The organism is Bacteroides mediterraneensis, from assembly GCF_025993685.1.
Lineage (GTDB): Bacteria > Bacteroidota > Bacteroidia > Bacteroidales > Bacteroidaceae > Phocaeicola > Phocaeicola mediterraneensis_A.
The window spans coordinates 2,015,077-2,035,575 of record NZ_DAJPEN010000001.1 but is presented as its reverse complement, the minus strand read 5'-3'; the positions used below and the strand labels follow the sequence as shown (position 1 = coordinate 2,035,575).

The 20,499-nt window shown below is 49.0% G+C and carries 15 protein-coding genes; 4 read left to right on the top strand and 11 right to left on the bottom strand.

Translation table 11 applies throughout. From position 1 onward, the window contains the following. Positions 1-51 precede the first annotated feature (51 nt). A complete protein-coding gene (locus tag OIM59_RS08585; RefSeq protein WP_299171729.1) occupies positions 52-2,379 on the top strand; it encodes a transglycosylase domain-containing protein in 2,328 nt (775 codons plus the stop codon). A gap of 102 nt (positions 2,380-2,481) precedes the next feature. On the opposite strand, the gene OIM59_RS08580 is transcribed toward OIM59_RS08585, so the two are convergent. The 11 genes from OIM59_RS08580 to OIM59_RS08530 all read right to left on the bottom strand — a co-directional run bounded on the left by OIM59_RS08580 (position 2,482) and on the right by OIM59_RS08530 (position 14,034). Beyond that, positions 2,482-2,997, bottom strand: a complete 516-nt coding sequence (locus tag OIM59_RS08580) for a UpxY family transcription antiterminator (RefSeq protein WP_299171726.1) — start codon at positions 2,995-2,997, stop codon at positions 2,482-2,484. Between the two features lie 207 nt (positions 2,998-3,204). Then, complete coding sequence (locus OIM59_RS08575; protein WP_303896184.1) at positions 3,205-3,645, bottom strand: lipocalin-like domain-containing protein; 441 nt, start codon at positions 3,643-3,645, stop codon at positions 3,205-3,207. A gap of 20 nt (positions 3,646-3,665) precedes the next feature. After that, complete coding sequence (locus tag OIM59_RS08570) at positions 3,666-5,153, bottom strand: capsule assembly Wzi family protein (protein WP_303896182.1); 1,488 nt, start codon at positions 5,151-5,153, stop codon at positions 3,666-3,668. Between the two features lie 12 nt (positions 5,154-5,165). Continuing rightward, positions 5,166-6,251, bottom strand: a complete 1,086-nt coding sequence (locus OIM59_RS08565) for a chain-length determining protein (protein ID WP_299171718.1) — start codon at positions 6,249-6,251, stop codon at positions 5,166-5,168. 38 nt (positions 6,252-6,289) lie between these two features. Next, positions 6,290-7,096, bottom strand: a complete 807-nt coding sequence (locus OIM59_RS08560) for a glycosyltransferase (RefSeq protein ID WP_303898197.1) — start codon at positions 7,094-7,096, stop codon at positions 6,290-6,292. An 8-nt stretch (positions 7,097-7,104) separates the two neighbouring features. After that, the gene (locus OIM59_RS08555) at positions 7,105-8,139 is read right to left on the bottom strand and encodes a glycosyltransferase family 4 protein (protein WP_303896179.1); all 1,035 of its coding nucleotides are present in this window, start codon (positions 8,137-8,139) and stop codon (positions 7,105-7,107) included. Between the two features lie 19 nt (positions 8,140-8,158). Next, on the bottom strand, positions 8,159-9,205 hold the full coding sequence (locus tag OIM59_RS08550; RefSeq protein WP_299171713.1) for an EpsG family protein: 1,047 nt from the start codon (positions 9,203-9,205) through the stop codon (positions 8,159-8,161). 12 nt (positions 9,206-9,217) lie between these two features. After that, positions 9,218-10,351 (bottom strand): glycosyltransferase family 1 protein, encoded by a 1,134-nt coding sequence (locus OIM59_RS08545; RefSeq protein ID WP_299171710.1) that lies wholly within the window; start codon positions 10,349-10,351, stop codon positions 9,218-9,220. Beyond that, the gene (locus OIM59_RS08540; RefSeq protein ID WP_299171707.1) at positions 10,348-11,442 is read right to left on the bottom strand and encodes a glycosyltransferase family 1 protein; all 1,095 of its coding nucleotides are present in this window, start codon (positions 11,440-11,442) and stop codon (positions 10,348-10,350) included. Before OIM59_RS08540 ends, OIM59_RS08545 begins: the two co-directional genes overlap by 4 nt. Positions 11,443-11,506: 64 nt before the next feature. Continuing rightward, on the bottom strand, positions 11,507-12,511 hold the full coding sequence (locus tag OIM59_RS08535) for a glycosyltransferase family A protein (protein ID WP_303896176.1): 1,005 nt from the start codon (positions 12,509-12,511) through the stop codon (positions 11,507-11,509). Further along, a complete protein-coding gene (locus OIM59_RS08530) occupies positions 12,508-14,034 on the bottom strand; it encodes a lipopolysaccharide biosynthesis protein (RefSeq protein WP_303896174.1) in 1,527 nt (508 codons plus the stop codon). Before OIM59_RS08530 ends, OIM59_RS08535 begins: the two co-directional genes overlap by 4 nt. A gap of 565 nt (positions 14,035-14,599) precedes the next feature. Between OIM59_RS08530 and OIM59_RS08525 the strand changes: the two genes are divergently transcribed. Genes OIM59_RS08525 through OIM59_RS08515 form a run of 3 tightly spaced genes read left to right on the top strand, consistent with a single transcriptional unit; the run spans position 14,600 to position 20,411 of the window. Then, positions 14,600-17,386 carry a glycoside hydrolase family 2 protein gene (locus tag OIM59_RS08525; RefSeq protein WP_303896171.1) on the top strand — a complete coding sequence of 929 codons (2,787 nt, stop codon included), beginning with the start codon at positions 14,600-14,602 and terminating at the stop codon, positions 17,384-17,386. A gap of 27 nt (positions 17,387-17,413) precedes the next feature. Then, positions 17,414-18,799 carry a sugar porter family MFS transporter gene (locus tag OIM59_RS08520; protein ID WP_303896168.1) on the top strand — a complete coding sequence of 462 codons (1,386 nt, stop codon included), beginning with the start codon at positions 17,414-17,416 and terminating at the stop codon, positions 18,797-18,799. A 34-nt stretch (positions 18,800-18,833) separates the two neighbouring features. Continuing rightward, positions 18,834-20,411 carry a glycoside hydrolase gene (locus tag OIM59_RS08515; protein ID WP_303896165.1) on the top strand — a complete coding sequence of 526 codons (1,578 nt, stop codon included), beginning with the start codon at positions 18,834-18,836 and terminating at the stop codon, positions 20,409-20,411. Positions 20,412-20,499: the final 88 nt, after the last annotated feature.

The following is a 20,499-nucleotide window of genomic DNA, read 5'->3' as shown; positions in this document are numbered from 1 at the left end:
TTTTCCGTAAATTTGCGACTTCATAGAAATAATAAAAGAATTGATAAGCGTATGAGAAAGGTCTTTATATATGTATTGTGGGGATTTGTACTCCTCTGCATGCTCGTGGTAGCCATTATTTTTACGGCTATTGCCAAAGGAAAAATTGGTTATGTTCCTCCTGTGGAAGAACTGGAAAACCCGAATCTGAAATTTGCCACCCAGATTATTTCCGACGACGGAAAATTGTTGGGCACCTGGTCGCTCAGTAAGGAAAATCGTGTGTATGTGGGGTATGAAGATCTCTCTCCCCATCTGGTGCATGCCTTGGTGGCCACCGAGGATGTCCGTTTTGAAGACCATTCCGGTATCGATGCCCGGGCGTTCATGCGTGCGGTCATCAAGCGTGGAATTTTCATGCAGAAGCATGCCGGTGGAGGTAGTACCATCACCCAGCAGCTGGCCAAGCAGTTCTATTCGCCTACGGCCGACAACGTCATGGAGCGTCTGCTGCAGAAACCCATTGAGTGGGTCATCGCTGTTAAGCTGGAACGGTATTACACGAAGGAAGAAATCCTGACCATGTACCTCAACAAGTTTGACTTCTTGAACAATGCCGTAGGTATCAAGACGGCTGCCAAGACGTATTTCGGGAAAGATCCCAAGAACCTGAAGATAGAAGAGGCTGCTACCTTGATAGGCATGTGTAAGAATCCTTCGCTCTATAATCCCCGCCGTTTCAATGAGCGTTCGCGGGGGCGCCGTAATACGGTACTCGACCAGATGCGCAAGGCCGGTTACCTGACGCAGGAGGAATGCGATTCTCTTCAGGCACTTCCGCTGGTATTGAAATTCCAGCCGGTAGACCATAAAGACGGTCTGGCCACCTATTTCCGTGAATATCTGCGTGGCATCATGACGGCCCACAAGCCAGACCGTAGTGATTATCGTGGCTGGCAGATGCAGAAGTATTATGAAGATTCTTTGGCTTGGGAAACCAATCCGCTTTATGGCTGGTGTGCCAAGAACAAGAAGAAGGACGGTACGAACTACAATCTTTACGTAGACGGGTTGAAAATCTATACTACTATCAACTCTCACATGCAACAGTATGCCGAAGAGGCTGTGTATGAGCATGTAGCGAAATATTTGCAACCACGGTTCTTCAAAGAGAAGAGAGGACGCAAGACGGCTCCTTACACCAATCAGCTCACTCCGGAGGAAGTGGAACAGATTCTGAACCGCTCCGTGCACCAGAGCGACCGTTACCGTACAATGAAGGCCGACGGTTGTTCGGAAGCCGAAATCATGAAGGCATTCAATACCAAGTATGAGATGTCGGTGTTCTCTTGGGAAGGGGAGAAGGATACCATCATGACACCGCTTGATTCTATCCGTTATTACAAGCACTTCCTGCGGGCCGGATTCATGTCGATGGACCCTATTACCGGTTACGTGAAGGCTTACGTGGGTGGGCCGAACTATAACTATTTCCAGTATGACATGGCCATGGTGGGCCGTCGTCAGGTGGGTTCAACCATCAAGCCTTACTTGTATGCGCTGGCCATGGAGAACGGATTCTCCCCTTGCGATGAGGTCCGTAACGTGGAGCAGACGCTTTTTGACGAAAACGGAAAAGCCTGGTCACCCCGAAACAGTTCCAAATCGCATTATGGGGAAATGGTGACCCTGAAGTGGGGTCTGGCCAACTCCAACAACTGGATTTCGGCTTACCTGATGAGCAAGCTGAGTCCGTACGACTTGGTTCGTCTGATACATTCGTTTGGGGTGTTGAACAAGGATATCCAGCCCACGGTTTCTTTGTGTTTGGGACCGTGTGAAATCTCTGTGGGAGAAATGGTAAGTGCCTATACTGCCTTTGTAAATAAAGGTATCCGTACCGCTCCGCTGTTTGTCACCCGCATTGAGGACAACGACGGGAATGTGGTGGCTACCTTCACACCTCAGGTGAACGAAGTCATCAGTGAGTCCACTTCTTATAAGATGCTGGTGATGTTGCGTGCCGTAATCAATGAAGGTACGGGCGGTCGTGTACGTCGTCTGTATGGCATCAAGGCTGATATGGGAGGTAAGACGGGAACCACCAACCGTAACTCCGACGGATGGTTTATGGGCTTCACCCCGTCGCTGGTTTCCGGATGCTGGGTAGGCGGTGAAGAACGAGACATTCATTTCGATACGATGCGCGACGGACAAGGTGCTTCTATGGCATTGCCTATCTGGGGAATCTATATGCAGAAGGTCTATGCCGACAAGTCTTTGGGGTATTCACCCGATGAAACGTTCGACATACCGGGCGATTTTGATCCTTGCAAGGACCGTCTGACGGAAATCGAAGAGGAAAACAATACCCGCCTGGACGATGTGTTCTTCCAGTAAAGAGACGGGCGTAATATAAAAGAAATGCGGAAAACCACTGTTTCATCAGATGGGTTTTCCGCATTTCTTTTATAACTCAAATCCGTCTCCGGTGTCAAAGGCTTATAACTTCTTGACATACCCCACAGGGATTTCCACGGTGGCATATCCCAAGTGGTCGATACGTATCATTACTTCCGAGTGTCCAGCCAGTTCTACCAGTTCCCCTTGCAGTCCTTTCAACGGCCCTTTGATGACCTCTACCTTTTCTCCTGGAGCTAATGGCTCGTTTTGGAAGCGGACAGTCTCTTCTGAGTAGTCCAGCATGAATTTGAACTGCTCCATCTCTTCATTCCGGATGATGGCCGGCCGTTTGGTAGCAGGGTCTATCAGGCATCCCGTCAATGACGGAAAGTTTTGAAGCAATTCGATGCGTCCTTTTTCGTCCGTACGAATGAAAATCAGCATAGGAATTATGACTTGTTTGATTTTCTTTTTCCGGTCGCTCCATTGGCGGACTACTTCCTGTATGGGCAGGAAGTGAGTGACGCCCAGCATTTCGAGCTTCTCAGCTGTTTTCTTTTCATGATGCATCCTTACATAGAAGGCATACCAGTGCATCTCTTTGTTTGTTTCCATTCTTTTCTTATCCGGCTGTTGAGGCAGGAATGTTGTCTGTTTCCAGTTGTTTGTTATTGTTTTCAGCTATGCGTCTGCGTGCGGAATTCCTTTTTATTCTTTTCCAAAATCCGGACGGCAAGGCATATTTTAGCTACAAATATAAGCAAAAAGCCTTGACCTCCAACGGGGACAAGGCTTTTTATTCGGATTCGGAAATTTCTTTTGTCAGAATTTTCGGAGTTTCAGCAGGGCATAGTCTGATTCCAGAGTCATCTGCTTGCCATCCGATTCAATAACCTTGAACGTGGTATTGACATCGTTCAACCCGTAGGGGTTTAATTCCCAGACTTCTGCCGGACGGGAATTTTCCGGGGTAGCATACGTACTCATCTCCGATAGCCGGATAGAACGGTTGGACTCGTCATATTGGTACCGTCCGCGAAAGGGAGTCAGTCCTTGCGGACCTTGTTTTTCGGCCACTTCCACCACCCATAACTGGATACTGTAGTAAATGCGTGTACACGGATGGACCTCACCGTCTGCTTTGGTGGTAAATTCCAGCAGCTGCCAGTGCCCTTCAATATCCCGGTTAATCGGTTCTTTCTCGCAGCTGTTGCATAGGATGGCCAGCAGGAGTATACCCCATATAGAGAGAATTTTTTTCATGATTGTCTATGATTTGATTATTAGAAGAGAATGCCTGTCTTTTGGAGGGTCAGCATGCCTCCCGTGGAGTTCCCCAAGTAATTTCCCCGGTCCAGACCCAGTGCCAGTGAGGCTTTCCAGCCTTTGGCCCAAGCGGGGGTATAGGTCACCTCGTAGAGCGAGCTGAACTGTTTGCACTGTTTGTCAAGAGGGGCCTTATAGGTACCCCAGTGTTTGGCGAACGAAACCAGTACCCGGTATCCCCATTCCGGGGAGGGCTGTCCGTTGAAGCCCAGATGATGGGCTGTCACCCGGTTGCTCCGGAAGGAAATGCGGTGGTCGGCGTTGTAGGCCGGTCCCGGAAGAAGTGGGTTCCCCATGCCCATGCCTTGATACTGCCAGGCCCCGTAAAGGTAGTGGTTATAATAATCATCGTCTGCGCTGATTTGATACTCAGGAAATTGTCCCCAGAAACTGTCGTATTGCAAGGGACCTGTCTGGTCTTTTGTGCTCAGCCCTTCCCACACCACGCTGCTGATCCATCGGTTTTTTGGAAAAGTGATTTCCAGTCCCAGCTGTCCGTCCTTCCAGCATCCGTATTGCCAGAACATCTGGGAATGGTCCTCAAAATAATGTTCCAGATATGCCCGGAATCTCCATTCGCCCAGATAGCAGTTCAAGGCAAAATTCCAGCTGCCCAACATATTTCCTTCTACGTTCACCTGTTCTCCTTCGGGGGTGTCATCTCCTCCAGCCTGTGGCCAGAATGCTTTCCAGTAGGCCTTCAGGTTATTAGGCATGTCGAGCACCTTTTGGGCGCTTCCGTCTGCCAGTTTCAGGTATTTGTCACCCCCAAACTGGGTAGCCATCAGGATGCCGAACTCGAACTCCAACGGCAGTTTCTCCTTGTTTCCCAGACGCATCATCAGCGATTTGCTGTGGTAGAGCACATTCTTTACGTAATATTGTCCGGGCCGTACGAAGTCTTTCTGCCAGCCGTTTTCCGGAAAAGAGCCATAAGCAATGTGCCCCTTGAAGGCGAACCACCCTTTGGTGCCCGGCACATTCAGGTATTCTTTTATTTCCCCTCTGATTTGAGGGACAGGCTGGGTGTTGGGGCCTTCTACCATCATTCCGCTGCTGAGTGCCGTGTTTTTGGTCAGCGGAAATCCGGGACGTTCTTTGCTTCCCATGCTGAGGGTCAGCATTTTCCAGGAGAAGTCACTGTATATCTGATGGATGGATACGGGTTGTGTATGGTGGATGCCTCCTGCCATGTCCAGACCTGCTTCAATCCGCCATCCGCGCGGAAACTGCTTGTCGTAGGCAATCCCGGCCCGCAGGTAACCCGAGTTGGGGTTGGTGCTCGACAATCCATAGCGGTTGGCCGTGAGCCACAAGGGGGCGTAGGTTCCGTTTCCGCCAGTACCTCCCAGTTCCAGACGATAGGTGAGAGAGGAAGTGTCGGGCTGTGCTTTTACCAGACCGGCAGACAGGATGCTGAACAATAAAAATGCATTTAGTTTCATGGGGTAGGAAGGTTAGTTTTCTTTTTTCAGGGTATGTTTGAATTGACGGTATGTATCTTTTCCGAAGAGAATCCAAACAGATTCAAGTAGTAAAGCCAGAAAGGCAAAGCCCACCATTATCAGTATCTTTCTGGGAGAAGAAGGTGCCAGGGGTACGGTAGCCGGTTCGACCACCGCAAATACGGGCTTGGCTTCCTGCACCTTTCCTCGAAGCACTTGCAGTTGCCCCATGGACTGGCTGTAGATTTGCTCTGCCAGGCTCAGGTTCTTTTGCAGTCTTTCCTTTTCGGTGGTGACCGTCTGGAGGATGACGTTCCGGTTGGCATCGGCAAACCGGGCATAGGCCTGTTGTGCCTCAAAATATTCTTTCTTATATTGTTCGCACAGGCTCAGTTGAAAATCATAATCCTGTTTGGCCTTCCGCGTGCGGTAGTCGGTGATGTATTCCTGCAATTTGTGTACGGCACTGTCGGCCACTACCGCAGCGGCCAGTGGGTCTTGCAACGACACACTGACCTTGGTCATGTTGGTATTCTTGTCGGTTTCCACCTTTAATACCTTTTTCAGTCGCTCAATGTGTCCGCTTTGAGCGGGTGTGAGATGAAACGGGTCGATGGTCCGCACGGTATCGGCTTCTTTGTCTTTAAACAGTGACAGCACCATTCCGGGGGCCTGGGCGATATAATTCCACCAAGGTTTTTTCTCCGTGTCCAGGTAATCATACAGCAGGATTTGCTTCTCTTTCTGGGTCCGAATCGGAATCTGGAGCATCTCCAGGGCAAAAGGATTTGTCTTTACGATTTCCGGAAACATGTTGAAGGTGAGGGCGTCCTCTCCGAAGCCGCTGGAGCCGTTGCCCAATCCGAACATCGAGGCGATACCCGACAGGCCGCTGGTCCCGTTTACCCCCGATTCCGGTGACAGACTCACATCCACCTGATAGGTTTTGGGGAGGCTGAAACCGACGACGAGTCCGGCCAGAATACCTATGCCTGCCGCTTTATACAGTTTTTTCCGGTGAGAATATAATTTCTGGAATAACACGCTCAGGTCAATTTCCTTTATTTCTTTCTTTTGTATTTTGCTTTCTTCTGCCATTGTAATGAAAGTTATTCGTTGTCTAAAAAATTTTGAGGTTATTTGCGCAACATTTTCCGGTATATCACACTGCGTAGTCGGTTGGGCGTCAGTCGGACCGTAAGGCGGATGAGCAGGTTGCAGACTAATGTCGGAAGATTTAAAAAGCCCATCCGGTAGAAATCTATCTGCGACTTCATGTCGGCAAGGGCATAGCGCCATCCGCCCCGGCGCTTCACCATGCTGGGCGAGAAGCGGAAATAAAGCAGACTCTCCTGCAGGTTGTAGAACCGCGCTCCTTTCCCAAGCATCTTCACCCATAGACGGTAGTCTTCTGGGAATCCTTCGTAACCTCCGGCTTTTAGCACGGCTTCCTTTTTATACATCACTACCGGATGGTTGATGGGGCAGCGGTGCCGGGCGTATTTTTGGATTTCCGCATGCGTTTCCGGCAGTTTCTTGATGGCCAGGATGCGTGTCGGCGTATCTTCAAACTCTTCAATCCAGGCACTGCATATATCCACTTCCGGATGCTGTTCGAACACCTGAAGCTGTTTCTCAAACCGGTCGGGCTTGGCTATGTCGTCCGTGTCCATCCGGGCAATCAAAGGGTAACGGCAATGCTTCAGCCCTTCGTTGAGCGCCTTTCCCAACCCTTGGTTGACCGGCAGGCTGACGGTATGGAGCAGGGGATATTGTTGCTGGTACTGGGCGAGGACGGTTTCCAGCTCTTCCGTCAGAGGCCCGTCCTTCACGAGGATAATCTCCGTGGGAGGTACCGACTGATGCAGGATGCTGTCCAGCGCCTGCGACAAATGGTGTACGTTTTCTTTGTAATAAACCGATAAAAGAACGGATAGCATGATTCTTTTTTCTATGTATGTTGGTAAATCTGGTGGTATCTCTCGTAGAAGGCTTCCGGCGAAAACACCTGAAGGTATCGTTGGTATAGTTTCTGCCCTAGCTCCGGGCTTCCGGCAGCCTGCTGAAGAGCTTGGACGAGGGAAGGAATCTGTTCCAGCTCGAAGAAAACCACTTCGCCTTGCGGACAGAGTTCTTCAAAGATGGGAATCCGGGAGCAGACCACCTTTTTCCGGTATAAGGCCGATTCCATCAGGGTAAGCCCAAATCCTTCGCTCCGGCTCGGCAGCACGAACACGTCGTAATAGGGCAAAAGACGGTAAGCGTCTTTCCGGTAGCCCAGAAACAATACCCTGTCTGCCACTTGCTCGTCGACGGACAGCTTCTCCAGAGAAGCCTTGCTTTTTCCGTCTCCGGCGATGATAAGTTTGTATCCCGGCAATTTTGTCAAGGCCTTGATTACCTGGTCTATGCCTTTGCGGTCGGTCAGGGCGGCATTGACTCCCAGTGTTACGGCTCCCTGCTTGAATTGCAGAATCTGCTGCCGGGTCTGTACATCCAGCGGAGCTTCCAGAACCATCTGGCGGGTGTTGTAGGCATAGGTGAGCTTCCGTGCCGGCAACCTGTGGCGGTAATATTGCAGGGCATCCTTGCTTAACGTGACGATGGTATCGTGTCTTCTGAGGGCCAGCATCCATAAATTGCCGACGGTGTAGGCAATGAATTTGTTATACTGGTAGGAGAAGTCGGGAATGATGTAGTTGTGCAGGGTCGTGAGGCAGCGGGCCTTGCACCGTAGAGGCTTGTGCAGGAAGAGATAGCAGTCGGGTCGCAGGCCATGGGAGTGTACGATGTCAAATTCACGGAAATTGATTTTCTGGAAGAAAGAGATTCGTTGGGTTTTGCAGGGAAACAGAATTTCGTCTCCTTCGTCAAAATAGTATACCGTACAGTCGTGTCCGTGTTCGGACATTGCCTTGACGAGTTCCAGCACCACGAGGATGGGACCTGTATTGGCGGGTTTGGGAATGAGATAAGCTATTTTCATAAAGAAAAGATAAAATGCCTCATGAGAAATATTCCCATGAAGAGGCTACTTGCAGCAGCTTGAGGTAGTTCATGGCGAAAAGCAGAGCGGCCAGCAGCACGTAAAGGATGTATCCGCCCAGGCGAGGCCGGATGGTGGTAGCCAGTGCCGGCAAGATAAAGATTTCGCAGGTGGCGAAGATAGTGGCCAGTCGTCCGCCGATTTCTCCCATGTTGCACGTAAGCAAGAGCAGGATAGTGGAATACAGGTAAGCATTGCGCATGAGATAGTATCCTTTCTGCCTGTCTTTCAGCAACGGTTCAAAGTAGCTGAACAGGAAACAGATGCCCAGCTGGAAAATCAGTACCGGGTTCAGAAGACCCAGATTGGCCGTGCCCACATACCGCAGGAATACGATGTTTCCCGTGGCGATGAGCAGTTTCTTTAAGACCACGCTGCCCAGAAATCCGGTCACCAGACTGAGCGCCAGAAGACCAGTGGTCTGTTTCAGATTGGGCCGTCGGTCATACAGCCAGATAAACGGCAGGACAATGATGGAACTGTAATGGATGAAAGTCATGGCCAGAATGACGCAGGCAAAGGCTTTTTTCCGGTGGCTGAGCAGCAGCTTGAAGGCATAGACGATGACCACCATGGCCAAAGCCTGCCGTATCTGGTTCATGTCACGGATGATGAGGAATCTGGAGTAATACACGCAGAATCCCAGCAGGGGATAGATGGAAAATTCCTTCAGCGATTTTACCAGAAAGAAAATGGTCAGCGCGGAGATGGCTGTAAAATAAAAATCCACGTTGTTCCAGATACTTTTCAGGAGCACCGACAGATAGTAGAATCCATATTCGGCATATCCCTTTTCCACTCCTTCCCAGTTCCAGATGGTATCCGTGTTGTAATTGAAGAAGTCGATATAGACGGGGGAGTCGGCTCCGCTACTCCCTCTGAGGCCGACAAAGAGCACCAAGAGGACTCCCAGCACGTGGAGAGCCTTGTGCTTTTGACTCTCCTTGGCAAAATCAGCCACCAGAAAGAGTAGAATAAGAAGATATATTCCGATGTATATCAGCATGATAACGGCATGTTAGCAGTGATGGAAGAGGGTGAGGAAATCCTGTACCTGGCGGGTGCACGAATAGGCATCCTGATAGTCGGCTGCGATCTGTGCCCGTCGGGCAGGAGAAGGCGGATTCTGCAGGGTACGGAGAAGGGTCTCGGCCAGTGCTTCCGCATCCTGTGGGGGCTGGTAATAGACCAGTTGCCGGCGGGTGGTGTCGGGCAGGGCCTCACAGGTGGAGCAGACCACAGGGCATTGGCAGAGGGCGGCTTCAATGGGGGTATAGCCGAAGCCTTCGCGCAAGGAAGGGGTGATGAACAGACGGGCGTGTTCGTACAAGTACCTGAGCTCCTCTTCGCGGAGGTTCTGCAGGTGGAGGATGCGCGACTCCAGCTGATGTGCCTGTAGATAAGGCAGGAGTTCCTCCAGCCAGTAGGAGGTTTCTTTCCCGACGAGGACCAGCGAATGGCTGATTTTGTTTTTCAGCAGTTGGAAAGCCTTGAGCAGTGTCAGCGGGTTCTTGTGAGGTTGCAACGTATTGACATATAGAAGGTAGTCTTCTGGAGCAGAGGCATTCTTGAAAGGAGAAACTGCTTCTTGGGCCAGCAGGACACTGTTGTAAATGACTTTTATTTTCTCGGGTCGGACGGAAGGATAATGTGTCAGGATATCCTCTTTGGTGTAGTTGGAAATGGCCACAACCACCTCCGCATGCTTCATGAAAGAGGCGTAGAAACGGAAATTGAGGTAGCGGGCTATCTTCCCTGCCCACGAGCGGGGCGTATCCTTGATGACCTTCAAGTCGTGTATCACCACCACTTTCTTCAGGCGGGTCCGGATGTGGGTGTAAGGATACAAGTCGTTGGCAATGAAAAGAATGTCGCAGCCTGACGAATTCACGATGCGTCTGTACACCCGTATCTGTTGGGCGATTCTGAGCAGCTTGTGGCGGGACACGTGGGCCCGGGTTGCCGGAAAAAGCAGGTACGCATACTCTGGATACCGCCGGCGGGTGAAGTCTTCCAGTTCCGAGGGAATGAGCAGGGTGAAATGCTTCCTCTCGGCAGCGGGCATGGCATCCAGTATCCGGAACACATAGATGGATAAGCTGGCATACAGCTTGTCGGGCGTGATATGGGTCATGTCTACAAGGACGTTCATGGGCGGGGAGCATTTTGGGTCAGATACTGATAGACTTTTTCGGCTTGTACCGCATAATCGTATTGACGGCGTAATTTCTCGGAAATCCGTGCCAGCTTTTCGGCTGAAGGCGGATTGGCGAGCAGTTCCCGTATTTTTTGAGCCAGCGCCTGCGGGTCGGTGGCCGGTTCGTAATAGTTGAGCAGTCCCATCGTACTTTCGTATAAAGCGGTTTCTTTGGTGGTCAGTACCGGAGTCCGGTGGATGGCCGCTTCGATGGGCGGATAGCCGAAACCTTCCAGCAACGACGGATGGATGAAGAGGTCGGCAAACTGGTAGTATTGGGCCAGCAGCTGGTCGCTGACGGGTTGGCGGAGGTGAAGAATGTGCGGCTCCAGATGGTGGGCCTGGATATAAGGCACACATACTTTCTCCCAGTACCCATCCATGGGTTTCCCGATGATGACCAGTTTGTGCGGAATCTGGTCTTTCAGCAGATGGAGAGCCTGCAACAGCGTGAAGATATTCTTATACTCCCACAGTGTGCTGACGTACAGCAGGTACTTTTCCGGCAGCGGGGACTCCGGGTAACGGGTGGGGTCTACGCTTACACAGTTGGATATAGTGTGCATTTTCCGGGAGGAAATGAACGGATAGATGCGTTTGATTTCCTTTTGTACGAAGTCTGTAATGGTGATGAGGCGGTGGCTTCTGAGCAGGACAAGCGGCAGGAAGATGCGGAAGGCCCATAACGTCCTGCCCTTGTAAATCTTCAGAGGTTGCAGGTCGTGGACGGTCTGGATGATTCTTTTGGAACTGAAGTAGGTCAGATAAGGGTTGGGCGAGAAAATGACGTCGCAGTCGATGTTCCGTACCTGCCGGTGCCACTTCCATCCGTTCTTGAGAAGCGAACCGTTCTCGTTGTGAATATCCGCCTGGATGCAGGGGTATTCCGGAAAATGGGTCGTGAGGTAATCGCAGATGGCGGAATTACCCAAAAGGATGATATGGGGATAGCGATGTTCCTGGAATCCTTTCAGGATACGCAAGGCATACACCGTCACGCCATCGTATATATTCTGGTTGCTGGATAAGTCAAAAAGAAGTTTCATTACTTTAGCTTGGTTCGTGAAGTCTGAATGAAAAATAGTTTGTTCTTGGGGTAAACGCTTTGTCTTATTTCGAGAACAGCCTGTGCGACAGGTGGATGAAAAGCCATAAAGGTTGGCTCCCCCATCTCTGTTTCAGCAGGTACAAGACCAGCTTCTGTCGCGGAGTCCGGGACAGGAAATACTGTTCGAAAAGGGACGTCCTTTTTTGGGCCGAGGCAATGACGCTCCGGAAATTCGAGGCATCCATGTGATACAAGGCCTGCATAAGCTGTTCCAGTCCGTAAGCGGTGTACACTTCCTTCAGGTAGCGGCTGCCCGTGAGGTGACACTTGACTTCCAGAATGGAAAGGCTGGCCAGCAGGCTGTCCGAAGCCGCCAGCCATACGGAGGGAGGGTAAGTCTTGTTGCTCAAGGATTCGCCCAACTTTTTTTCGTAATGATAGGAGGCACTCTCCATCAGTCTGACACGGGTAATCTGGCACAGGTAATCCCATACGAACGCATGGTCTTCGTGGATAGAAATGGCCGTGTTGAACCGGATAGAATGCCGTTGCAGTTTCTCCTTGTGGTAGAGTTTGGCAAAGGGATACCCATTCTGTAGAAGGTCATACCGGGCTACATCCTCGCCCGAGGAAAGGGGAAACACGCATTCTTTGTAATAGCCGAACCGGAAGTCTTTTTCGGGGTGCTGCTCATGGTTGTGGGTGAAGCCTTGCAGGATGAAGGTGTCCGGTTCAGCTTCCTCCAAACGGAACTGTGCCAGAAAATCCGTTTCCACCCAGTCATCGCTGTCGACGAATGTCACCCATTCGGCCCGTGCCTGTTCGATGCCCAGGTTGCGGGAGGAGCTGACCCCCCGGTTGGGCTGGTGGAACACGCGGATGCGCGGGTCCTTCTGGGCGTACGCGTCGCAGATATTTCCGGAATGGTCCGGACTTCCGTCGTCTATCAACAGTAGTTCAAAATCCTTGAATGTCTGTGCAAGCAGGCTGTCGATGCAGCGCGGAAGGTATTTCTCGGCCTTGTAGACCGGCACGATTACAGACAGGGAGGGAATGGTCGGGTTCATCTTTTCAGTCGGTTTCTCAGTTTATGGGTAATGATACTACGTTCCTTTTCCGTACATCCGAAGAAATACGTACACGAGGTGACGGACAACACACATGCGCTTCCTACCACCAGAAAGGTGAATATGTTCTGCGGAAGGTAGCTGTATAAGAGTAGCGGAATGACAGGAGCCGTTAAGGCTACCTTTACAATCGGCCTGATTACTTCCCTTATATAGGTCTTTCTATCCATGTTAATCATTGGCAACACGATGCGTACCCGGGCATACTGGGTACACAGTTCTACGACGATATGCACCACAAACACGCTCTCCGGAGGTACGTGGAAAAATCGCAGCAGAAGATAGGACAGGGGTACAATCATCAGGAGCATACTGCCCTCGATGAGTTGGAACCGTTTGATGCGTCCGGTGGCATGCACGGAGGTGATGAGCGGGTTGGCCAGACAAAACAGAATACTGGTGAAAAGAATCAGCCGCAGGAACATACGGGTATGTTCGGGATAACTTCCCAGCCACCATTTCAGCACCTGGTCAATCTCCAGGGAGAGCGGAAGACAGATGAAGCACATGAGGAACACCGAAAACTTGGAACTCATCACCAGCAGCTGGTGCATGCGTGCATAATCTTCCTGCGCATAACTTTTGGTGAGTTGCGGATTGACTGCCGTCTGAAAATTGACGCTGAAGTTGTTGATGATGTTCTGTACCTGTACGGCGATGCCTCTCGCTGCATTGACCGCCGGATTGAAAAAAATGTTGAGCAGGATATTCAGGCCCTGCGTATAGCCGAACACGGCCAGGTTGCCGTTCATGGTCCAGCCGGTGTAGTAGAAAATCTCCTTGAACAGGGATTTGTTTATTTTGAGGTGGAGCGATTGCGTCTCCTCGAATTTTCGGGAGCAATACGCGATGTAGACCAGAAAGTCGAAGAACTGGATACACAGGATGAACAACGCATAGAGAATCAGTTTGTCGTAAGGCAGATACATGAGGAGGAACACCGACGCCAGTTTCAAGACGGCATCGCCTATGGTGAGGTAGGCAAAGGCCGACATCTTTTCGTGCGCGATGATGACCGCATTGTAGGGCATGCTGACGAGGCTCCCTATGGCAGTGAGGATGGAGAACTGGTACACCCAGAAGGCCGCCGTTTCTCTTTCTGGAGGAATGTTCAGCTGGGTAGAGACGAACCACAGGCCGAGGGTTTCCCCCAGCGCCAGAATGAGAAGAGCAAAGAGCAGGTGAATGAGGAGGATGTTCCCAAAAGTCGCTTTGAGTTGAGGTAAATCCCCTTTTCCCAGAGAGAATGTGATAAATCGGGATGAGGCCCCGGAAAGGGAGCCGGTGAGAAATCCGAGGAAAGAGATGATGCCGGCCACGACATTGTGGATACCGAAATCTTCCACGCCCAGTGTCTTCAGGACGATACGTGAAGTGTACAGGCTAATCAGTACGAGAAACAGCATTCGTACATATAGCAACACCGTATTTATAGCGATTCGTTTGTTGGAGGAATCGGACATTCGTTCTAGTTTAGGTACGCTTCGCCGTTACCTGTCCCATACCTGTCCATCCGGCCAGATAATAAGGTATGCAAGGTAAGCGTGAGATTTTTCGGATGCAAAAGTATTTCTTTTTGCTGAAAAGCCAAAATAACCCATCTCAAAAAGGCTTTTCCCGAGGGCGTTCAGTAAACAAATGCGTTGTATGGAGAAATACTGCATCCTCTGTTCCGCATTTTTTCAAGCTGTTTTCATGTCGTGAAAGCCACAAATACGGGGCCGGAAAAACGTCCTTACGTTTTACTTGAAACGTAAGTGCGTTTGGATTAAAACGTACTTGCGTTTGAGTTGAAACGCACTTGCGTTTTGAGGTGGGTGTCAAAAGTCTTCATTATCACCTCCAAAGCCTTCGAAAATCTTCGGAAGTCTTCAGGATATGAACGGATTTACAGGGGGATTTGTTCATTTCTTTGTGTATGGATGATTTTTTCGTAGTATTTTACATCTTATCCGCTAAATATTCCATTTCCTGCCCTGTTTGTTTTTTGTTATTTTGCATCCGTAATACAATATAACAGAAAATATCATGAGAAATACACTTATCGCTTGGCTGTTTTGTCTTCCTTTTGTTTCGTGTACAAGTCCTGTCATGCAGGTAGATCTTTCCGGAGAGTGGACAGTATGTCTGGATAGTACAGATGTGGGGATGGACGCTTCTTTTGGCGGAAAATTGTTTGATACTTCCATCGTACTTCCGGGTACGACGGATGAGGCTCATCTGGGCACTAAATGTACATTAAAACCTGCATTGGAGAAACCGCAGCTGCTTCATCTGACCCGTGCCTACAGTTATGTAGGTCCGGCCTGGTATTCACGCGAGATTCAGGTACCTTCCGGCTGGAAAGAAAAAGATTGTATCCTTCATCTGGAACGTGTGTTGTGGGATACACAGGTATGGATAGACGGACAGAAGGTAGCAGGCCATGAGGAAAGTCTGACTACTCCGCATGAGTATGACCTGACTCCTTATATTCGGCCAGGGAAAAAACAAGTGCTGACTGTCAGGGTGGACAATCGCAAGCGCTATGATATGTCGGTGAATGACTTGGCCCATGCCTATACTGATGCTACTCAGGTAAAGTGGAACGGTATTTTAGGTGATATGTACATCAAGGCAGTGGAAAAAACACGCGTAGAAAGTTTGCAGCTTTATCCGGATGCTGCTTCACGCACAGTAAAGACTGTTGTTTCTATTTATAACTCTTCTGCTCAAGCTGAGTCTGTCAATCTTTGTTTACAAGTGAAAGGAAAGGGTGACGGCAAATCATACGCTTCTGCCGAGGCCAAAGCAGAAGCTGTGAAAGGCTATTCAACGGTAGAACTGACCTGCCAATTAGGAGATAATGCTCCTCTGTGGGATGAATTCAATCCTTATCTTTACGATGCTTCTGTAGAATTAGTATCCGGAAAATCGACTTCTCTTACAACTGAAACATTCGGATTGCGCGATATACGCCATGAAGGAAACAAACTGGTGATGAACGAAAAACCGATATTCCTTCGTGGTACATTGGAGTGCTGTATTTTTCCTTTGACCGGCACACCTCCTACAGATGAGGCTTCGTGGGAAAAACTTTATGCTTCTGCACGCGAATATGGAATTAATCATCTCCGTTTTCACTCCTGGTGTCCGCCGGAAGCTGCGTTCAATGTAGCCGATGAAATGGGATTCTATGTGCAGGTAGAGCTTCCAGTATGGAGTGTGACGCTTGGAAAAGATTCTGCTACGGTCGAGTTCCTGCGTGCCGAGGCAAAGCGTATAAGTAAGGAATATGGCAACCATCCTTCTTTCTGCTTCTGGAGCATCGGAAACGAGCTGCAATATGATTTCAATATTTTGGCATCCATGTTGGGTGAAATGAAGGCTGCAGACGACCGCCATTTATATACCACCACTTCCTTTACATTCGAAAAAGGTCACGGCGACTGGCCGGAAAACCAGGATGATTTCTTCGTCACTCAGTGGACCAAGAAAGGATGGGTACGTGGACAGGGAGTATTCAATCAGGAACTGCCGTCATTCGATAAAGATTTCCGTGCATCCATAGAAGGTATGGAAGTGCCTTTGGTAACCCATGAAATAGGACAATATTCTGTCTATCCGGATCTTACGGAGATTCCCAAATATACGGGAACTTTGATGCCGCTGAACTTTATGGCTGTGAAGAATGATTTAGAAAAGAAAGGACTGACAGACAAGGCACCTCAGTACCTGCAGGCTTCCGGGAAATTAGCTGCTATTCTTTATAAAGAAGAAATAGAACGTGCTTTGAAGACACCGGGTATCAGCGGTTTTCAACTGCTTGATTTGCACGACTTTCCCGGACAGGGAACGGCTTTGGTAGGATTGCTCAATGCATTTTGGGAAAGCAAAGGCATTCTTACAGGTGAAGAATTCCGTGAATTTTGCGCACCGGTAGTTCCATTGCTGCGTTTCCCGAAAGCTGTATATACGAATAATGAAACATTCGAAGCACAAATAGAACTTTGTAATTACGGAAAGGATGAGTTGAAGAACAGCACTCTTTCTTGGGAGATTACTGCAGACGGACGCTTGTTAGTCAAGGGAAAGACTCCGGCAGCTGCATTGGCTTTCGGGCATAACGGTGGACTGGGAAAAATTTCATTTCCTTTGCAGCAGGTAACCAACGCTTCGAAATTAGAAGTTTGCTTGTCGCTTGACGGAACAGAATACCGTAACCACTGGAACGTATGGGTTTATCCGTCATCCGTAGACACAAAATGGGGAGACGTGAAATACACCCGCAGTTACGACGAAGCAATGGCGTTGCTCAAGAAAGGTGAGAAAGTATTGTTCAATCCCGACTGGCGCACACTTCAAGGCATTGAAGGAAAGTTTGTGCCGGTTTTCTGGAGTCCGGTACATTTTCCGAATCAGGCTGGCACTATGGGGGTACTTTGCAACCCTGCCCATCCGGCATTAGCTGATTTCCCGACTGATATGCATACCGATTGGCAATGGTGGGATTTGAACATTAATTCGACTACCTTGGTAGTAGACAGCCTTCAGGGAGGTGCTCCTGTGGTAGAGATGGTAGACAATTTTGTTCATAACCGTCGCCTGGCTTCCTTGTATGAGGGCAGTGTGGGTGAAGGAAAACTGATGCTGGCCACTTTTGATTTGCAGACAGCCCTCGACAAACGTCCGGTAGCCCGTCAGATGCTTTATTCAATTCTGAATTACATGAACAGCAAAGAGTTTGCTCCAGCTCCGGTGGAAGGACTGGATAAAATAAAAGGTGTGTTTGGAACCGCCCATAACCAGAAGCAGTCCGCTAAAGGTATCTATTAATAAAACATTTATTTTAACCGTATAATCATGAAAAATCATCAGTTGTTTATCTATTTCATTTGCTTGGTTTCGGCCATGGGAGGCTTGCTTTTCGGGTACGACTGGGTAGTGATAGGAGGTGCGAAACCTTTCTATGAAGAATATTTCCATATTGCCGGTGATGAAGGGATGCAGGCACTGGCTATGAGCATAGCCTTACTGGGTTGTCTGTTGGGAGCCACTATGGCAGGTTTTCTGGCCGACCGTTACGGGCGCAAGAAATTATTGGTGTTGTCTGCTTTTATCTTTTTGGCTTCTTCCTGGGCTACTGGAGTTTCTACGGGCATATCCACCTTTATTGTCGCTCGTCTTGTGGGGGGAATGGCCATCGGGCTGGCAGCCGACCTTTCTCCGATGTACATTGCAGAAGTGGCACCTACCCGGATTCGTGGTAAACTCGTCACATTGAACCAGCTGACCATTGTGTTGGGAATACTTGGTGCACAGATTGTGAATATGCTCATTGCAGAGCCGGTGCCGGAAGGTGCTACGGCAGCCGATATTCTGAACTCATGGAACGGACAGACCGGATGGCGCTGGATGTTCTGGGCTGTATGCGTGCCTTCGGGACTTTTCTTTCTGCTGGCGCTGTTTATTCCTGAAAGTCCGCGCTGGCTGGCCAGTATGAAGCAGATGGAGAAAGCTAGAAAAGTGCTGTGTTCCATTGGGGGAGCTGCGTATGCAGACAGTGAAATTGAAAATTATACTCGTGCAGGTGCTGCTTCGCATGCAGAAAAAGGCGTATTGTCCTTGCTCTTCTCTTCTAAAATGCGGAACGTGCTGATTATCGGCATTGTGGTTGCCATGTTCCAGCAGTGGAGCGGTACCAATGTTATTTTCAATTATGCGCAGGAAATCTTTCAGGCAGCAGGTTATGGCATTTCAGACGTACTGATGAATATTGTTGTGACGGGTATTGCCAATCTGGTCTTTACATTTGTAGCCATCTATACCGTCGACCGCCTAGGAAGAAAGACGTTGATGCTGACTGGTTCCATCGGACTGGCAGGTATCTATACCTTGTTGGGATTAAGCTATTTCTTTGAGTTCAAAGGCTTCATCATGATTGTGTTTGTGGTATTGGCCATCGGATTCTATGCCATGTCGTTAGGTCCTGTCACTTGGGTGCTACTTTCTGAAATATTCCCCAATAAGGTGCGTGGCGTAGCCATGGCTGTATGTACGGCTGCGTTGTGGATTGCTTCCTTCCTGCTTACCTATACTTTCCCTTTCCTGAATTCCGGACTGGGTACAGGCGGTACTTTCCTGCTTTATGCTGTCATCTGTTTCTGTGGCTTCCTGTTCGTTTGGCGCCGTATTCCGGAGACGAAAGGCAAGTCCTTGGAGGAACTGGAAAATGAATTGATTAAGTAAAGGTTTGATGTTTTAGGGTTATAAATTAATGGGTATGAATAAGTTGGTTTTTTGCTTGGGGTTTTCTTTGTATGCAGCTCTGGGATGTGCTCAGGAGGAACAGAAGTTGGTGTTTGATTTCGCTTCTCCCCGGCAAACTATTCATAGTTTTGGAGCATCTGACTGCTGGCGTGTGCAATACATTGGCAAGAACTGGCCGTTGGAGAAAAGAAATCAGATTGCTGATTTGTTGTTCAGTTCAGAGTTTGATTCGTGGGGAAATCCGAAAGGAATCGGACTTTCGATGTGGCGTTTCAATATTGGTTCGGGAAGTCATGAGGCCGGTGATAATGGAGGAGTAGCTTCTCTATGGCGTCGCACGGAATGTTTCTTGGATAAAGAAGGGAATTGGGATTGGGATAAACAAGAGGGACAACGGTGGATGTTGCAGGCCGCACGTGAACGGGGAGTACGCTATTCCTTAGGCTTCTCCATCACCGCTCCCTATTTTATGACAAAAAACGGTATGGCCCGCGCCAGTGAAAGAACTCCGTATGCGAACATTCGTGAGGACCAGTTTGATGACTATGCTGCTTTCTTGGCAGAAGTCTCTACTCATTTGAAACTGGATTATTTGAGCCCGATTAATGAACCGCAGTGGGAGTGGGTAGGCAGCGGACAGGAAGGTATGCAGGCTACTAACATGGAATGTAGTCGGTTGATTCATCTGTTAGATAAAGAATTGCAGCAGCGCAATTCGGTGACTAAGGTGGTTTTCGGAGAGGCCGCCGACATCCGATATCTTTACCGCTCTGCAACGGATAAACCGGAAAGAGACAATCAGCTGGAAGAGATTTTTTCTAAGGAGGGATCATATTCCATTTATGGTCTATCATCAGTGGCTCCTGTTGTGAGTGGTCATTCATACTGGAGCACATGGCCTGTGGATACACTGGTGCAGACCCGTAAGGAACTGGCTGAAGAATTAAGAAAGCAACTTCCATCTGACTATACTTATTGGCAGACAGAATATTGTCCGATGGAACAGAATCCGGATAATCCGCGAGGTGGTGGAGGGAGAGATTTGAGTATGAATACGGCACTTTATGTGGCACGTGTAATCCATCATGATCTGACGGTAGCTAATGCCTCTTCCTGGCAGTGGTGGACGGCTTTTTCGGAATGGGATTATAAGGACGGTCTTATTTTTATAGACGATGGGACATTGGCCAATGGGGCATCGCGTGGTGACGAGAAAATGATTGAAACCTGTAAGCAGGATGGAGTGTTCCGCACTTCTAAATTATTATGGACTTTAGGTAACTATAGCTTTTTTATACGTCCGGGTATGGTGCGTTTGAGCAGTGTGACAAATACGGATAATGTGGCTGGTGTCATGGCTTCAGCGTATGCAGACAAAGAACGTAAGAAGTTGGTTGTAGTACTGATTAATTATTCAGATAAGGTTGTGCCGCTGGATATATCATTTATGCATCTTCCGAAAGAGTACGTATCAGATAAATTTCAAATCTACGAAACATCTTCTCGTTGTGACCTGATTTATAAAGGGAATACCAGCAGTGATATGCTCCTTCCTGCACGTGTGGTGGTAACGTTGGTTTCAACCCAGTAGGATCAAAGAATAATACATCTTTTTTGCTTTTTATTCTATTTTTTAGGTACACTGTTTTACCGAATTTTGCATCAGAAAAATAATAGAA

Excerpts from the sequence above, each read along its gene's own strand:
- OIM59_RS08585 (WP_299171729.1), top strand. The coding sequence starts at position 52 with ATGAGAAAGGTCTTTATATATGTATTGTGGGGATTTGTACTCCTCTGC.
- OIM59_RS08580 (WP_299171726.1), bottom strand. The coding sequence starts at position 2,997 with ATGGAAACAAACAAAGAGATGCACTGGTATGCCTTCTATGTAAGGATG.
- OIM59_RS08575 (WP_303896184.1), bottom strand. The coding sequence starts at position 3,645 with ATGAAAAAAATTCTCTCTATATGGGGTATACTCCTGCTGGCCATCCTA.
- OIM59_RS08570 (WP_303896182.1), bottom strand. The coding sequence starts at position 5,153 with ATGAAACTAAATGCATTTTTATTGTTCAGCATCCTGTCTGCCGGTCTG.
- OIM59_RS08565 (WP_299171718.1), bottom strand. The coding sequence starts at position 6,251 with ATGGCAGAAGAAAGCAAAATACAAAAGAAAGAAATAAAGGAAATTGAC.
- OIM59_RS08555 (WP_303896179.1), bottom strand. The coding sequence starts at position 8,139 with ATGAAAATAGCTTATCTCATTCCCAAACCCGCCAATACAGGTCCCATC.
- OIM59_RS08550 (WP_299171713.1), bottom strand. The coding sequence starts at position 9,205 with ATGCTGATATACATCGGAATATATCTTCTTATTCTACTCTTTCTGGTG.
- OIM59_RS08545 (WP_299171710.1), bottom strand. The coding sequence starts at position 10,351 with ATGAACGTCCTTGTAGACATGACCCATATCACGCCCGACAAGCTGTAT.
- OIM59_RS08540 (WP_299171707.1), bottom strand. The coding sequence starts at position 11,442 with ATGAAACTTCTTTTTGACTTATCCAGCAACCAGAATATATACGATGGC.
- OIM59_RS08535 (WP_303896176.1), bottom strand. The coding sequence starts at position 12,511 with ATGAACCCGACCATTCCCTCCCTGTCTGTAATCGTGCCGGTCTACAAG.
- OIM59_RS08530 (WP_303896174.1), bottom strand. The coding sequence starts at position 14,034 with ATGTCCGATTCCTCCAACAAACGAATCGCTATAAATACGGTGTTGCTA.
- OIM59_RS08525 (WP_303896171.1), top strand. The coding sequence starts at position 14,600 with ATGAGAAATACACTTATCGCTTGGCTGTTTTGTCTTCCTTTTGTTTCG.
- OIM59_RS08520 (WP_303896168.1), top strand. The coding sequence starts at position 17,414 with ATGAAAAATCATCAGTTGTTTATCTATTTCATTTGCTTGGTTTCGGCC.
- OIM59_RS08515 (WP_303896165.1), top strand. The coding sequence starts at position 18,834 with ATGAATAAGTTGGTTTTTTGCTTGGGGTTTTCTTTGTATGCAGCTCTG.